Origin of the sequence: Nonomuraea sp. B5E05 (assembly GCF_039880665.1) — a bacterium.
GTDB lineage: Bacteria > Actinomycetota > Actinomycetes > Streptosporangiales > Streptosporangiaceae > Nonomuraea.
On sequence record NZ_JBDPMJ010000061.1, the window covers coordinates 1 to 12,795 of the forward strand.

Here is a 12,795-nt window from a genome sequence, read left to right on the forward strand (position 1 = left end):
ATGGTCCGCTTGACCAGCCCGACGGCAGCACGCAGCCGTTTGTTGTAGCCGGACTGCTGCGGCAGATACGGGAACAGGCCGGCCAGGTGCTTGCGGGCGTAGCGCAGCCAGTGAGTCTCGGAGGTGATCCCGAGCAGCGCTTGAGCGACCGCGACGCAGACCAGTTCGGAGTCGGTCAGTACCGGTGGCCTGCCCGTCCATCGCGGTCCTCCCAACTCATCGTCGATCTTCACGTAGAATGCGGTGAGAAGGGTCTCGATGTCGTTCGTCACAAAACGATCATGGAGGCCCTTCCCCTATGCACCGCAAGCCTTCGGACTTACTCGTCTAGGCTCCACTCATACAAAAGTTCAGGTCAACGGCCTGGGCTTTCGATCTTTCTGAGGGCTGGTTTTGAGGCCGTGCCCGTTACGTGCCCGACGCGGCGGTTGAAGTTGGTGTTGCGGAGCGCCCCGTTGTCCGGTCCGGCGAAGATCAAGCCTTCCGGCCCGTCCTGGGTGAAGTCCTTCACGTGAGCGCGCAGCTCATCGATGATCAGGTCCGGGATGACGACAGTTCGCCTGCCCGCCTGTGACTTCGGTTCGGTGAAGATCAGGCCCTTGCCGGTGATCTGGATCAGCTGGCGTTCGACACGAACCGTTCTGGCGTCGAGGTCGAGGTCCCGCCGCTGGAGTCCGGTCAGCTCGCCCCAGCGCAGGCTGGCGAAGGTGGCCAGCAGGATGAGTGCCCGGTAGCGGTGTTCGATGACATCGACGATGCGGTAGACCTCTTCCACGGTCAGGATGGGCCGTTCGGGAGACCGTTCTTGGCCAGCTCCCTTGATCCGGCATGGGTTGCGCTTGATGAGCAGGTCATCCACAGCTGTGGACAGAACAACCTTCAGGAGCCGGTACGCCTTGGCAACCGTGACCTCGCTGACTCCTTCTTCGAGCAGGGCCTTACGCCAGCGCCGGACGTGCGGTTCTTGATCGCATTGAGCGGTTTCTCCTCGAAGGTCGGCGCGATGTGCCTGCGCAGCAGATAGCCTTGACCCAATTGTGAACGGTTTCTGCGACCAGCCCAAAATCGCGGGCGACCTGTGCAGGAGTCTTCCCGTCGTCGATGACGGCCCGCACGACTTCGGCCCGCAACTCGGGCGGATATATTCTCGGCTTCTTCGCCACGTGCTTCCTTACCGGACTGTCTCTGACCCTACTTGGGTCCGAGTCCGGAAGGTTCGGGGCACCTCACGCCTCCACCACACACGGCATACCTATGAGGGCCCGGTCTATGGTGCGCGTCCGCGCCCACATACCAAGGGTGCAGCTTCACGGGTTCCACGCCAGTAAGCTCTCCGACGCAGCTAGCCGGGTGATTCGCGCATGGGGATAGATCAACATGTTGGGTTCGGGTGATCGTCATGGCGGGTGATTCATGGCGATTGTCCGTATCGGGTCCACGGCCAGGATGGTGAGCAGGCGCTGCTGGAGGCTGTTGGGCCGGGGTATGACGGCGGGTTGGCCCTGCTGAGCGGGGATCGAGCGCATCCCGGCGAGGGCTTCGAAGATGAGCCGTCCGGTGGGGCGAGCGGGCCGGCCGACGTAGAGTCCGGCGATCTTTCCGGTGGGGCCGGCCAGCAGACGCACGGCGCGTTCGATGAGCGCGAAGATGAGCAGGGCCAGGCAGATGACGGTGAGCAGGGCGGTGATGCGCCGGTTGGTGGTCAGGAACAGGGGCGCGACCGCGAGGGGGCCTTTGAGGTTGCCGTAGCGGCGTTCGGAGGCTTCCTGGCCCTTGTAGGCGATCAGGACGCCGGCGGCGTCCAGTGCTTGGGGGCCGGTGGCGGGCATGGTGGTCAGCAGGGCGTACCAGCCGTCGGTGGCGGCCTCGGCATCTACGGCTTGCTGGTCGTAGTGCCAGGCGAAGGCGGGTTTGCCGGTGGCGGGGTCGGTGGTGATCTCATGGCGCAGGTAGGCGGCGACGCGCCGGGTCTTGGCGATGACCGCCAGGCGGGCGGTGATCGCTTCTTCGGTGGGGTAGTGGCGTTTGCCCGCGCCGCGCTCCAGCCGCTCCAGTTCCGCCCGGGCCCGTTGCAGTTTCTTGGCCCGGGCGGTGGCCGCCGCACCCGCGCGGGCCGAGGAGTGCACGAAGATGCGGCGCACCGGCAGGTCCGGCCCGGTCTTGCTCTTGGGGGCGGTCAGCACCATGGCGTCTTCGATCACGTGGTAGGTGCCCCGCCGGCCGGGCTGTTTGCCCGCATCACGCAGTGCGACGTAGTCCACGGGCACGGCGTCGGCCACCTGCTGGGCGGCCAGCACGGCGGCGCCCACCACGGCTTTGGGGGCCGGGGCGATGAAGCGCACCCCGGCCGTCGCCAACTCGCGCACGTTGTCGTAGGAGATCAGCTTGGAATCGCCGAGCATCAGCAACTCCCGCCGCCCGGCGATCTTCTGCAGTGCCCGCATCGCGCCGGGCACCTGCGACACCTCCGCCGCGCCGCCGTCATAAGCGCGGGCCAGCACCGGCACCGCCCCATCGGCGGTGGTGGCGACCCTGGTCTGGATCTGCTTCAGATCCGGGCGGCGATCCTTGGGATGCCCGTATCTGGGGGCGGCATACCCCTCCTCCGCCTCGGTGTAGGCGCCGTACAGGGAGATCGAGGTCATATCCCAATGAATGGTCGACGCATCGATGCCGAACTCGGCGATCGCCCGCGCGCCCACCGTCCCGGCGATCAAGTCCGCCTGCTCGGCGATGGCGTCCAGCGCCCGGCCCACGCGGTCATCGTTGAGCACATCCGGCGCGATCCTGTTGACGCTCTGTGATGTTCCTCAGAGCTGCTCTGTGTCAATCCCGAACACCTCCGGCACCGCCCAGGCATCAGCCCAGTCCTGCAGCCGCACCATCGAGGCCGGGCTGGTCAGCCGGTTGGCGATCAACGCCTCGATGACCTGGCCATGCGTGGCCCGTGCCACCTCCCGGACAGGGCACAGCTCATCGACCACCTCGGCGATCCCTGCCCGACGGCAGAAATCGGCGATCACCGGCAGCGATCCCAGCGCCTTGTCCACGCTGGGCGGCCCGTACATCACCCGCGTTTCGTCACGCACACCACCATCACGAATCACAGACAGTGACATCACCACGCCCGGCCCCAGATCCCGCTATCACTTGACCAAGACGTGATCAAGATGAGATCTCATGCCGATCACTCATATTTGATCACTCGTCATGTGCGAAGGACCCGGCTAGCGCGGCTGCCGGGGGCTGCTGCACAAAACCCAGACGTCACTAAGTGCCTCAACCTTCCGCACGTCCGATCAGTCGTGCAGCTCCTCCACTGGCACTGTCTCATCGGCTGGCGGCGGCTTGATGTGTGCCTTCATCCCCCAGTTCGACAGGCGGAGGTCCTCTTCGAAGGCGTAGTACGCGTCGTCGCCGGCGGATCTGTCGAGGCTGTCGTTCGGCTCGCGCCAGGAGCTCCAAGCTCTGCGAACGAGTTGGTCGCCACCGATCCACAACCGCCAGGACACCTTCCAGGTGCCGTACTTGCCGGTGGGCTTGGTCCGGAAGCCGATGCGCAGGCCTGGTTTCGCCTTGTCGAGCTGCGCGAAGGTGATGCTGCCCTGGTAGAGGGTGGTGCGCACCCCGTCGTACACGCCTGCGGGCCGCCTGCCTGTGGTGCTGGCCAGCACCGCTCTGAGCGTGTCCTGGTCGGCGAGGTTGACAAAGCCGGACTTCAGCACGAGCTGGCATGGCGGCCAGTCGTAGGACACCCAGGTCTTCCCCGGCGGCAGGGGATCTTCAGGGTCACGCTTGACGTACGACTCGTAGCCGAGCTTGCCGACGCAGATGTTGCGAGTACCGCGAAGAGCCAGGTTGGGGTTCTTCATGTCCGTCGCCACGATCTTGCCTTTGCCGAACCCCACGACCCCGCGGACCGGCTTGACGGAAGACCAGCGGCCGAACATGAACATCCGGGAATGCTGGACGACCTTCACCCCATGGCCGGGGACGAGTTGGCTCTGGACGGCGCCGGCCGGATCCACCTCGGCGTCGGCGTGCGCGGCCTGACCTGCGGTTAGCGTGGATACGACCGCCAGGAGGACCGCCGCAACCATCCGTCGCTTCATCACGTTGGGATCTTCGCAGCGGCAGGTCTCATCGTGATCACACATGCCTACCGTGCATCTTGGCCAGACCAGTGAAGCGCTGTCAGGAACGGCAGTAGAGCGCGGTGGCGTCGTCGAATGTCTTGCCGCGTGGCCAGCGTACTCCCTGTGGGTCCGACTTCTCGGCTGCACGGACTTGGCGGATGAGTTCGTCAGGGCCGGACTGCTCCAACACGTCGAGGACGTGGCTCCACGTGTGCAGGTGGAAGCGCTCGACGAGTCGGGATGCGCCATCGCTGAGAAGTGCGGCGGCTCGGATCTGGTCGGCGGGCATGTTGCCGGTGAGCGCCTGGTCGGCCGCGAGTGGATCAGTGGCGGCTACCCAGAAGCCGCCGTCGCGGTTGCGGTAGGAGCGCAGCGTCTCGACGTAGCGGCGATGAGCGGAGACATGTTCGTCGGTACCGGAGGCGAGGGCGTCCATTTCGGCTCGGTGGAGGGCGCCAACTTGGGCCTCACGGTCATCGCAGATGGCCATGGGTTCTCCCGCGTCGACGACGTCCAGGACGAGGACGGAGTCAGCCAGGACGAGCCATTCCAGCATGTCGTTCGTGTGCCGGAGCATGGTGACGGTGGCTGAAGGAGAGCCGGGGTGGCTCAGATCGCAGGTTCCGTCATGGAGTGAGGCCACCGTCTTGATTCCTTGGGCGAGCAGTTCGGCCAAGGTGCCTGTGCCCTGGGTCATGGAGGCCAGGAGGGTCGAGCCGAGGCTGCGGGAGAACCACGCCACGCTGTGAGAGCAGCCGGACTCGGACCCGGGTGGGGTGCCGGCGCCGTCGAGGAGGACGGCCGCGTCGGCGGTGGCGGCGACGAAGTCCTCGTTCGGTCGGCCTGGGACTGCTTCGGTGGCGAAGGTGACCCGCACGTTTCAGTCCTCCTCGTGCCGGTACAGGGGGCTGGCAAGCTCCGCCTTGACCGGCTCACCAGTGGCTGGGTCGTACTCAACACCCACGACGGTGGAGAAGCGCTTGTCGCCTACCTGACCCCATAGCGTCGCTATCTCGGTCTGGAGGAGCTGCACCACGCCAAGCGTGCCTTGAGGGTGGATGCCGGTGAACACCAGGAGATTGCCCTTGCCGTCCGGCCGCCCAAGCCGCCCGAGGTAGGCGTAATCGACGGCACGAGCTGGTTCGCTGTCCGAGCCGGAGCGGTACACGGTGCCGATACGGCTGTCGTGCAGCGTCCAGACGTCATCCTTGACCCACTTCAGAACCGGATCGGACTCGTACAGCTCGCCCATGACGGTCGAGAGCCTGGGCCCGCAGATCACAATGAGGTTTGGCCGGTCGATGTTGATCTCCCCGCCTAGCGGAACGTGTTCCAGCTCCACCGGCAGGTCAAAGCCGCGGGCAAGGTCCTCCAGCCGCTTGGCTGCTGTGACGTCCTCCATCGCGACCACCGGCCGGGCGTTGGTGGCTTCGCGCTTGAGCGGTGTGACCAGAGTGATCGTGCCTGTACCGAGAAAGGCCCCTTCAGGTGCCGGACCGGTGTGCCGGATCTGGTGAATCCGGCCTCTGGTCAGGCCTGCTTCCTTGGCGATCTGTGCATATGAGAGCCCTTGAGCATGTAGCACTTGGATCACCCGCCGCCGCAACCGGGAGAGCTCAGCGACCTCCTGTTGAGCAGCGTTGAGACGCTCGGTAGCGACCCGCAGCAGTTGGAACGGGTCTTCTATCGCAGCAATACGCTCAACGTCACTCGGCGGCATCGATCCCCCTCTGATCACTAAAGGCGAGTCTAGGCCCCTAGACGGTTTGCCGTCTATCCCCCTCGACAGTACGTTTTTGACCAGTTCGCCAGTTTTGGAACTAACCGCCCTAATCGCCGACCGCCGATTAGGGACGCCGCGCGGACTCATCGCGCCGTGCCCGCAAGTAGCGCAGCCCACATGACGCGGGATTCGCCAACTCGTACACGGCGAGTCTCGGCGACGACTCCCTGACCCACCTTGGCGACGCGCCGGATGAAGCCGAGGCCGGCGGCCTCGCACAGTTCGTAGTAGACGCTCCTGCAGTCGCACGTCCAAGCGATCGTCCGAGGTCGCCCGTCCGGGCGAGCGGGGTACCAGTCGAGCTTCACACACGACGCCTGTGGTGAAGGGAGATGAGGCGACAGACAGGAGGCCATCAGGAAGACGCTCCCTGCAATGCCGCGTCCAGCACGGCCCAGACCGTTCGACCGTGCTCGTCACCCCACACACCCCAGTCGAGGGCCAGGGTTGCGACGACAAGCAAGCCCCGGCCACCTTCGCCCTCCAGGCATGGCCGGAAGGCCCTGGGGGAGGAAGGTCCTCCCTCATCGAGGACACCGAGCCAGAGGCGGTCCGGATGAGCTTGAACACTCACCAGGAACCGTCCCCCGAAACGCCCGCTGGCGGAGTGCCGTATCGCGTTGGTGGCCAGCTCGCTGACGATGAGTTCAGCATCACCGACCGCGGGCCAGCCTCGCAGGAGCGTGGCCACGAAGCGTCGCGCCTCGGTGATAGAGGGGGCGGAGCCGAGGAAGTAGCGGGAGAAGCGCCAGGCCGGCATGGGCAAGCTCCGTCGTCTAGGGGGCTATACATCGGATGGCGCCAGCGTATGAGTGATGCTAGATACAGCTCAAGCTATTCGACGCATAAATGCGTCACTTCTCTAGATGGCTCATCAGGCTTCGATAGTCGTCGGCCACCGACCCAAGGAGCCGGCGCAGTGCATCGCCGTACACAGCCACAGCCGCGAACGCCTCAAATGTCTCCGCGTGGGTGGTCAGCTCATCGGCCTCGCTCAGGCTGAGGTCACCCGTCAAGCTCTCGACGACGCTCAACGAACCGTCGTAGATCGTGAATCCGTGCAGGGGGAACGCCGGCACCTGAACGGACCAGGGCACGACCCCGAGGGTCACATGCGACAGCGTGGCCACCGTGGCCAGCCGGTCGAGCTGAGGCAACATCAACGACGGTGGCCCTGGCCAGGTGCGCACCGCACCCTCAGTCAACAGGAACGAGAACTCTCGCGCCGAGTCGAACAGGACCGATTGCGCCTCCACACGTGCCGCCGCGGCCTTGGCTGCATCGCCCTCGTCGACATCACGCCCAACCGCCAGCGCGAGCCGGGCGTATTCGGCTGTCTGCAAGAGTGCTGGGATTACGGCGGACTGGAAGGACATCAATCGTCGCCCCGCCCGGACCCGAGCGGCGTTCGCTGCCTCCCGGCCAGCAAGGCCGCCCTTCAGCCGAGACACCTCGTCGCGAAGCCGTACGAGAAGAGCATCCATCTCGGCCCGACCCACCTCATCGAGACCCAGCGCAGCGACCAGCCGCTCAACAGTCTCGGGTGTGGGGAGCAGCTGACCTGTCTCGATCCGAGAGATCGTAGGCTGCGCCACCTGTGCCCGCTGCGCGAGATCCTTACCGGTCAGACCAACATCCTTGCGTAGCCGCCGCAGCAGCTCGCCCAGCGCCCTCAGCCGATCCTGTCGCTCCGCCACACGGAGCGTTCTACCACCAGGCCATGCTGAGCATTGCCGAATTGTTCTTATAGGAGATCAAGCCGCGGCGCGGCGCGCCGCCGTACCCCGGCCCTCCGCCCGCCCGCCGTCCGGGCGTGCGGCCTGGGGGCCGGTCCCGGACGGCGGCGGGACACCGGGCCTGGCACCGCACGACGGCCCCGCCGTACCAACCGAACGCACCGGCCGGGGTTGCCACGCCGCCGCACAGATGCAGCCCTCACGATCGCCACGGCATGGCTGGCCACCGTACGTGCTTGGGGGCGATCGACGATACAGGGTTCGTTTCTCACCCTGGCTCACCGAGCAACGGGCTGATCACGGTGCTTGACCCGTGGACTGGCGGCTTGCAGGGTGACGAACTATGGGTAGGAGACGCTACGTCGCCAGAGGCGTTCCCGGCGGCTACCGGATCTGGGACAACAAGGCGCGCCGCTGGTGGGGCGACCTCTACGAGTTATGCCCTGACGACCTGCTCGACGAGCTGAACGGCGCGCGTAACCACGACAAAATCACGGCCCTGCTCAAGCGCTATAGAGCTATGCAGCGTTAGGCCGCCTCCCGCGAACATGCCTGCCGGCGGCCGAAACGCAGATCAGCACGCGGGGCTGCGCGGTGTCAGGCTGCTGCTGTCCGTGGGCGTCCTCGAGTATGGTCACGCCATGGAGATCCCCGAGCTTGCGGAGCTGATCTGGCTCTTCGAGGACGAGCCGCAAGGCGAGTACGAGGACGTTCGTTGGCCAGTCGGCCTTCACTCATTTCAACTCACCCGAGGCGCGATATCGGTCCTCTTCTCCATCGATCCCACGGCGGGTGAGGGGTATATCAGCCTCTACGTGGACGGCGAGGAGATCACGTACATCAGGCGGCTGCGGCGTCTCGGGAGACTGTCGGTTGAGCGCCAGTGGTCCGGCTACGAAGGGCTGAAGCTGTGGTTTCGGGAGGACTACAAGGAGCCGGTTGTGCTCCAGACCAAGCCCACAATCCGGCTCTCATGGGACGTGAATTCTCTCGGCGAGTGGTAGCCGGGGGCACAGGTGGGCTGGCAGCCGCCGCACCCCACCCCATGAAAGCGACTGCCGATCCAGCGGGAGCCACCTTGGGAGTCCTTCACCTGCGCCCGTAGCTCATCGGTGATCAGATCAGGGATTACTACGTTCACTTCCCGGCTCTCGGCTTGGAAGGTATGAAGGTCAAGGGACTGAGTGAGAGCACGAGGGCGCGCTTTCGTGTTCGGGAAGATAGGTTGGTCGGTATGACCGCTCAGCCTGTGGAGCCTGTTGCACCCTATGATCCAGGTGAGGATCCGGCCGCGATCTTCGAGGCGCTTCCGGCGCCGCACCGTGCGCGGTTCCGGGCGGAGTACGACGAGGCTTTGGAGGCCGCGCACGACTTGGCCCGCTTCAAGCAGGTGCAGACGCTGTTGCGTCAGTGGCGTCTGCGTGCGATCGCTTACGCCCGCCCAGGCTACGAGGAGGCCGTCCAGGACGCTCTCCAGAACCGTACGGAGATGTTCACTCGATACACCCCGCCGGAGTGGGAAGGCCGGGTGTGAGCTACAAGTTCGATGGCTTCCACGGACGCGCCCTCTACGAGCTGAACGGTCTTCCCGAGGAGGTCCGCGACGGCCCACTGCTGGAGCGTCTTCTTGAACTCCTCCGCGATCCGATCCGTGGGACGCGGTCGTGGAGCGTCCCGGTCAGTCCGTGGTGAGACACGCCTTCTTCGGAGATAACGGCCAAGGGATGATGACGTTCATCCTCGATGAAGAGACCAGGGCCTTGCGCATCATCGATCTCCTCTGAGCCGGCTGACCTCCGTTTCGAAGGATCAGAAAGTGGCCTTTTCGATCTTGTACAGCTACGAAATACAGCTACAGGCTCAGCTGGGGTAGCACAACAACGAGCGAGTCCACGATCATGCTGTACGTGGCGATGCTTCGGTTGCTGGCGATCGGCCTTCTCAGCGGTGTCATAACAGTGCCGCTCTTGTGGCTGCAACAAGGCGACGGCTTCGAGTACGCACGGCTCGCAGCTCTGATGGCGTTCGTACTCGGCCAGTTCCTCACCGTGCCTGTCGGGTTGGTGGTGGGCTGCGTCCTTGCCGCCACGGGATCGTGGACGCGTACCCCTGGCTACGTCCTGGGTGCGATCACGACCGTGTTCGGAGCGATCGTCGCCACGCAGGCCTGGGCCACGATGAACTGGGTCGATGGAGGATCGGCCAGGCTTGGTGATTTGGATGTCGAGTCCTTGACGATGTTCCTTGCCTCTTTCTCCGGTGGGGTTACGACCCTGGTCGGTGTGGCCATCGTCTCGTTTCGATGGGCTGGCTACGATCCGCAAGCCGCTCCGGTGCGTCAACGGGGGCCGCGTAGGTACGGCCGGGCTAGACGTCGTCCTTTGTCCCACGTCATGTGAGCACGCGGTGTGAACTCCACACCGAAACGGCCCTCCCCGGTGTTTCACCGGCAGGAGGGGAGGGCCGATCTTGAACGATTGACGCTCATGTTGTCGCCGGGCAAGAACCAGGCCAAGCCCAAGACCAGCCCTGAAGATCATGGACATCGTCCATGTCGCCCATCAGGCCCTACGTGCTCAGAAATAACGTCGTCCTGCAAGAGGCCGGCGCACTCGTCGGTCCTGGACCGTGCTGTCTCCCGTTCAGGTGCTATCAAGGCGATAGGGGACCAGAACCAGCCTTCTTGTGGGAGAGGAGCAACCGGCGGGCGTCGCGATCCAGGCTGATGATGGTCACCTTGACGCGGTCGCCGACCTGAACGACCTGTTCGGGAGCCTCGACAGGCATGGAGACGAGCTCATCCAAGGGCACCAGGCCCTCGATGCCTTCTACGACTCTGACGAAGACTCCGAACGGGACGAGCTTGGTTACGGTTCCGCAGAACTCTTGTCCCTCGCGAGCCGCGTCGGCGAACTCCTGGAAAGGATCAGGCTGAAGTGCGCGAAGGGAGAGCCTGGCTTCGCCGTGTGTGGTATCGAAGCAGAGAACGGAACAGGTGACCCGCTGTCCTACCTCGACGACCTCAGAGATCTCATCGAAATGCCGCCAGGACAACTCGGGGATCGAGATGAAACCTACTCCTGGATAGACGGGATGCGGCGGCCCATCATCCAGCGCCACGAACACACCAAACCGCTGCACGTCTGCCACTTTGCCGCTGAGTACCTCGCCAGGGCGGAGTCCTTTCAGGAATGCCCAGAGTTCGGGATTCTCGGTCGCGGCCAGCGACAGGCCGATCCGTTCCTCTTTCTCATCGACATCGATCACTTCGGCGGTGACGCGCCGGCCAACCTGTATGACCTCATCCGGCAGGCGACACCAGGAGACGTGCAAAGGCCCGATGTCCGCCGATGCCAGACCCAGATGCCCGTCAAGCCTCACCGCGGCCCCGTGAGGACGTCCCACCTGCGTGATCGTCCCCGAGACGATGTCGCCGACCCGAACCGCCCTCAAGATCTCCACTATGTCTTGATCGTTCGTCGGACTGTCCACACTGCCCACTTTGTCATAACCGCGGTGATGTCACTCGCCGCAAGTGCCGGGCCATCAGCGGGCCATCAGGAAGGGTGACGAGGGGTCAACCACGGTCACTCAGGACCGATCCGTTGCCCAGCTCAGCGCCTCATCAAGCCGCGATCGATGCAGTTCCCAAGCTGACGGCGGCTACTCGGTAGCCTGGCCCCGTGACGATCAGCGGAAGGATGATCGGGGTCTTAGCCATCTGCGCCGGACTCCTGCTACCGGTTGCCAGTTGCATGGCGACCGCGGGCACCTATCTGCCCTACCAGGACCCGACGCCGGAGATGCTGAAGGAGCAAGCCGAGGCCATCGCCCGTGCGGACTTGCTGAACCTCCGTGCGATGACGGCCGGCACCCTGCTGACTCTGACGGGTCTCGCTCTTCTTGCCTACGGGGCAGTACGGCGACGTCGGGGTTCACGACGAACAACACAGAGCGATCATGACTGACTCAGCCTCGCGGGATATGCGCGGGATGACCTTCCCAGGTAGAGGAAAGGCAAGAGCCGTACCCGGAGGTCAGAGGCCTGATGCAGCCGGGAACATTGGCCCGTTGTACAACCGTCGTAGCTTGGCTGAGCCCGCGATGATCCGAATGGCTATTGCCATGGTGCGAGGTGGTAAGCAGGGTCGTCCTGGAGTGAGAGCTCACGCTGTTTCAAACCGTAGGTCGAGCAGAAGTTGACATCTTCTTCCAGGTGAAGAGCGGTGAACGGCTCCGAGATCGTCACATCTGGCCTGACAACATAGCCGGTCTTCAGCACCTCGTGGTCTGGCCCTTGGCTGTCGATCGAGTCGAATCGAAATGCATCTCCTGGGTCTTGCCATCCCCCGGAAACCTGCCATTCGTAGCGCAACTCCAGGGTTGCAGGTTCTGGGCAATGCCAGCGAAAGCGACCAACCTCGATGCCACCGGCGGCGTTGGCCCATGCACTCCAGCCACGGCCATCCGGCAGAAATCCCAACCAACTGGTCTCCATGTACCCAAGGTCGTAGGGCCCACTGTCCCAGAGGCCCACGAGATTCTCGTCGTACACGCCGGTCAGGGTGGCATCGATCGCAGTGGGAGCGCAAGGCGTGATCGTCGGGCCATTAAGGGCGGTCAGCGGCGGTCAATCACGGGCACTCGCGCACTCCCCCCGACCCAGGTCGAGGCGGTTGTGCTCGAAGATCGGGCCGATCTGCAAGCAGGATGTCAGGAGTCTCCTAGGCTCCACCTCGTGAAACGTCCCGCCACTGATCATGTGGCGGGGCGTTCGTGCCATCAACGTGCCATGAGCGACGCGTGGCTTCGCCGCACACAACGGGCGCGGCCGCGCAGCAGCGCGACCGCGATGGGCTGGTCCAGGGCGGGGACGAAATGTTGGTAGCGGGCCAGCGCCGAGGCGCTCATCCCGGCCGTGGCGGCCACCACGCCCAGCCTCCCGTTTCGGCGCATGCCCGTTGACGCCGGAAGCGATCGCGTAGAGACCGTCCTCTTCGCGTCGCGACCACCTGTCGACGAGCTTGGAAAACTGACCCCCAGACAACGCGTGAAAACTGACCCCCTTCGTCACCACAGGTGACAGAAAGGGATGTGATCACAGTGGACGACTGGGCAGAGATCCGTCACCTGCACCGGG

General features: G+C 64.6%; 16 protein-coding genes and 2 pseudogenes. 6 read left to right on the forward strand and 12 right to left on the reverse strand.

Annotation, left to right across the window (positions count from 1 at the left end; all coding sequences use genetic code 11):
* The 9 genes and pseudogenes from ABGB01_RS45215 to ABGB01_RS45255 all read right to left on the reverse strand — a co-directional run.
* Window positions 1-272: pseudogene (locus tag ABGB01_RS45215) on the reverse strand (hypothetical protein); the annotation flags it as partial.
* A gap of 83 nt (window positions 273-355) precedes the next feature.
* A complete protein-coding gene (locus ABGB01_RS45220) occupies window positions 356-859 on the reverse strand; it encodes a hypothetical protein (protein WP_347780464.1) in 504 nt (167 codons plus the stop codon).
* 538 nt (window positions 860-1,397) lie between these two features.
* Window positions 1,398-2,789, reverse strand: a pseudogene (locus ABGB01_RS45225) (IS1634 family transposase); the annotation flags it as partial.
* Between the two features lie 21 nt (window positions 2,790-2,810).
* The gene (locus ABGB01_RS45230; protein WP_347780465.1) at window positions 2,811-3,089 is read right to left on the reverse strand and encodes a DUF4277 domain-containing protein; all 279 of its coding nucleotides are present in this window, start codon (window positions 3,087-3,089) and stop codon (window positions 2,811-2,813) included.
* A gap of 210 nt (window positions 3,090-3,299) precedes the next feature.
* Window positions 3,300-3,956: a hypothetical protein gene (locus tag ABGB01_RS45235; protein WP_347780466.1), complete on the reverse strand. Its 657-nt coding sequence runs from the start codon at window positions 3,954-3,956 to the stop codon at window positions 3,300-3,302.
* Window positions 3,957-4,194: 238 nt separating this feature from the next.
* Complete coding sequence (locus ABGB01_RS45240) at window positions 4,195-5,013, reverse strand: protein phosphatase 2C domain-containing protein (protein ID WP_347780467.1); 819 nt, start codon at window positions 5,011-5,013, stop codon at window positions 4,195-4,197.
* 3 nt (window positions 5,014-5,016) lie between these two features.
* Entirely contained in the window at window positions 5,017-5,856 is an 840-nt protein-coding gene (locus ABGB01_RS45245) for a sigma factor-like helix-turn-helix DNA-binding protein (protein ID WP_347780469.1), read from the reverse strand.
* Between the two features lie 418 nt (window positions 5,857-6,274).
* Window positions 6,275-6,679 carry an ATP-binding protein gene (locus ABGB01_RS45250; RefSeq protein ID WP_347780471.1) on the reverse strand — a complete coding sequence of 135 codons (405 nt, stop codon included), beginning with the start codon at window positions 6,677-6,679 and terminating at the stop codon, window positions 6,275-6,277.
* Between the two features lie 94 nt (window positions 6,680-6,773).
* Window positions 6,774-7,616, reverse strand: coding sequence for a helix-turn-helix transcriptional regulator (locus ABGB01_RS45255; protein WP_347780472.1), 843 nt, complete (start codon window positions 7,614-7,616; stop codon window positions 6,774-6,776).
* Between the two features lie 382 nt (window positions 7,617-7,998).
* Between ABGB01_RS45255 and ABGB01_RS45260 the strand changes: the two genes are divergently transcribed.
* From ABGB01_RS45260 to ABGB01_RS45280, 5 genes are all read left to right on the forward strand, one after another.
* The gene (locus ABGB01_RS45260) at window positions 7,999-8,187 is read left to right on the forward strand and encodes a hypothetical protein (protein WP_347617668.1); all 189 of its coding nucleotides are present in this window, start codon (window positions 7,999-8,001) and stop codon (window positions 8,185-8,187) included.
* A 109-nt stretch (window positions 8,188-8,296) separates the two neighbouring features.
* Window positions 8,297-8,659 (forward strand): hypothetical protein, encoded by a 363-nt coding sequence (locus ABGB01_RS45265; protein ID WP_347780473.1) that lies wholly within the window; start codon window positions 8,297-8,299, stop codon window positions 8,657-8,659.
* A 230-nt stretch (window positions 8,660-8,889) separates the two neighbouring features.
* On the forward strand, window positions 8,890-9,189 hold the full coding sequence (locus tag ABGB01_RS45270) for a DUF6247 family protein (protein ID WP_347780474.1): 300 nt from the start codon (window positions 8,890-8,892) through the stop codon (window positions 9,187-9,189).
* Entirely contained in the window at window positions 9,186-9,347 is a 162-nt protein-coding gene (locus tag ABGB01_RS45275) for a hypothetical protein (protein WP_347780475.1), read from the forward strand. The genes ABGB01_RS45270 and ABGB01_RS45275 overlap by 4 nt, the downstream gene beginning before the upstream one ends.
* A 215-nt stretch (window positions 9,348-9,562) precedes the next feature.
* Window positions 9,563-10,054 carry a hypothetical protein gene (locus ABGB01_RS45280; RefSeq protein ID WP_347780477.1) on the forward strand — a complete coding sequence of 164 codons (492 nt, stop codon included), beginning with the start codon at window positions 9,563-9,565 and terminating at the stop codon, window positions 10,052-10,054.
* 253 nt (window positions 10,055-10,307) lie between these two features.
* Here the strand turns inward: ABGB01_RS45280 and ABGB01_RS45285 are convergent, their stop codons facing one another.
* Window positions 10,308-11,147 carry a S1 RNA-binding domain-containing protein gene (locus ABGB01_RS45285; protein WP_347780478.1) on the reverse strand — a complete coding sequence of 280 codons (840 nt, stop codon included), beginning with the start codon at window positions 11,145-11,147 and terminating at the stop codon, window positions 10,308-10,310.
* A 191-nt stretch (window positions 11,148-11,338) separates the two neighbouring features.
* Between ABGB01_RS45285 and ABGB01_RS45290 the strand changes: the two genes are divergently transcribed.
* On the forward strand, window positions 11,339-11,623 hold the full coding sequence (locus ABGB01_RS45290; RefSeq protein ID WP_347780480.1) for a hypothetical protein: 285 nt from the start codon (window positions 11,339-11,341) through the stop codon (window positions 11,621-11,623).
* Window positions 11,624-11,772: 149 nt separating this feature from the next.
* On the opposite strand, the gene ABGB01_RS45295 is transcribed toward ABGB01_RS45290, so the two are convergent.
* Window positions 11,773-12,210 carry a hypothetical protein gene (locus ABGB01_RS45295; protein WP_347780482.1) on the reverse strand — a complete coding sequence of 146 codons (438 nt, stop codon included), beginning with the start codon at window positions 12,208-12,210 and terminating at the stop codon, window positions 11,773-11,775.
* Window positions 12,211-12,437: 227 nt separating this feature from the next.
* A complete protein-coding gene (locus ABGB01_RS45300) occupies window positions 12,438-12,611 on the reverse strand; it encodes a hypothetical protein (RefSeq protein WP_347780484.1) in 174 nt (57 codons plus the stop codon).
* Between the last annotated feature and the right edge of the window lie 184 nt (window positions 12,612-12,795).

Excerpts from the sequence above, each read along its gene's own strand:
- ABGB01_RS45235 (WP_347780466.1), bottom strand. The coding sequence starts at position 3,956 with ATGTTCATGTTCGGCCGCTGGTCTTCCGTCAAGCCGGTCCGCGGGGTC.
- ABGB01_RS45245 (WP_347780469.1), bottom strand. The coding sequence starts at position 5,856 with ATGCCGCCGAGTGACGTTGAGCGTATTGCTGCGATAGAAGACCCGTTC.
- ABGB01_RS45250 (WP_347780471.1), bottom strand. The coding sequence starts at position 6,679 with ATGCCGGCCTGGCGCTTCTCCCGCTACTTCCTCGGCTCCGCCCCCTCT.
- ABGB01_RS45260 (WP_347617668.1), top strand. The coding sequence starts at position 7,999 with ATGGGTAGGAGACGCTACGTCGCCAGAGGCGTTCCCGGCGGCTACCGG.
- ABGB01_RS45265 (WP_347780473.1), top strand. The coding sequence starts at position 8,297 with ATGGAGATCCCCGAGCTTGCGGAGCTGATCTGGCTCTTCGAGGACGAG.
- ABGB01_RS45270 (WP_347780474.1), top strand. The coding sequence starts at position 8,890 with ATGACCGCTCAGCCTGTGGAGCCTGTTGCACCCTATGATCCAGGTGAG.
- ABGB01_RS45300 (WP_347780484.1), bottom strand. The coding sequence starts at position 12,611 with ATGCGCCGAAACGGGAGGCTGGGCGTGGTGGCCGCCACGGCCGGGATG.